1 rRNA gene (only partly in view) is annotated in these 1,547 nt (G+C 55.0%); it reads left to right on the top strand.

From position 1 onward, the window contains the following. Positions 1-1,547: ribosomal RNA gene (locus tag IHE57_RS16105) — 23S ribosomal RNA — on the top strand (it extends past both window edges: 211 nt to the left, 1,477 nt to the right).

Genomic DNA, 1,547 nt, shown 5'->3' with positions numbered 1-1,547 from the left:
GTATAGGGTGTGTGGGGGGAACGCGGGGAAGTGAAACATCTCAGTACCCGCAGGAAGAGAAAATAACAATGATTCCGGTAGTAGTGGCGAGCGAAACCGGATGAGCCTAAACCATTTCAGTGTCAAGCGTGCTGGTGTTGCTGTGATGGTGTTGTGGGGTGTGCATGGTCCGGTTCAGCATGACTGGTCTGTGGTGGTGTTTGTGTAGTCGAACCTGGTGGGAAACAGGACCGGAGTGGGTGAGAGTCCCGTAGGCGAAACATGAGCATGATTGCAGTGTGCGTGTGCCCGAGTAGCACGGAACTCGTGGAATTTCGTGTGAATCTGCCAGGACCACCTGGTAAGGCTAAATACTTCCTGATGACCGATAGCGGAACAGTACCGTGAGGGAATGGTGAAAAGTACCCCGGGAGGGGAGTGAAAGAGTACCTGAAACCATGTGCTTACAATCCGTCAGAGCAGCATCGTGATGGCTGTGATGGCGTGCCTTTTGAAGAATGAGCCTGCGAGTTAGCGGTGCGTGGCGAGGTTAACCCGTTGTGGGGTAGTCGTAGCGAAAGCGAGTCCGAAGAGGGCGTTGTCAGTCGCGTGTCCTAGACCCGAAGCGGAGTGATCTAGCCATGGGCAGGGTGAAGCGTGTGTAAGAGCGCGTGGAGGCCCGCACCCACTTCAGTTGAAAATGGAGGGGATGACCTGTGGTTAGGGGTGAAAGGCCAATCAAACTCTGTGATAGCTGGTTCTCCCCGAAATGCATTTAGGTGCAGCGTTGCGTGGTTCTTGCTGGAGGTAGAGCTACTGGATGGCTGATGGGCCCCACCGGGTTACTGACGTCAACTAAACTCCGAATGCCAGTCAAGGTTCAGCGTGGCAGTGAGACAGTGGGGGATAAGCTTCATTGTCGAGAGGGAAACAGCCCAGACCATCAACTAAGGCCCCTAAGCGTGTGCTCAGTGGGAAAGGATGTTCAGTTGCGAAGACAACCAGGAGGTTGGCTTAGAAGCAGCCATCCTTGAAAGAGTGCGTAATAGCTCACTGGTCAAGTGATTGAGCGCCGATAATGTAGCGGGGCTAAGTACACCGCCGAAGTTGTGGCAGCACTACAGGTACCGTAATGGTGTGGTGTTGGGTAGGGGAGCGTCGAGTCGCTGGTGAAGTCACCGTGTGAACGAGTGGTGGAAGCGGTTCGAGTGAGAATGCAGGCATGAGTAGCGAAAGACGGGTGAGAAACCCGTCCACCGGATGACCAAGGGTTCCAGGGCTAGGCTAATCCGCCCTGGGTAAGTCGGGACCTAAGGCGAGGCCGACAGGCGTAGTCGATGGACAACCAGTTGATATTCTGGTACCGACACACAACCGACAGTACCAAAACACATGAGACTAACCATTCAATGCGCCCGCTGGGACTTCGGTCCTGGTGTTTGGTGTTGCGGGTGGGACCTGAGTGTGGAGTCGGTAAGCGTGAGGTGTGACGCAGAAAGGTAGCCAGGCCGTGCGATGGTAGTCACGGTCTAAGGTTGTAGCACGTGGGGGTAGGTAAATCCGTCCCC

Origin of the sequence: Brevibacterium renqingii (assembly GCF_017808105.1) — a bacterium.
Taxonomy (GTDB): domain Bacteria; phylum Actinomycetota; class Actinomycetes; order Actinomycetales; family Brevibacteriaceae; genus Brevibacterium; species Brevibacterium renqingii.
This window is presented reverse-complemented; position numbering and strand designations above follow the sequence as displayed.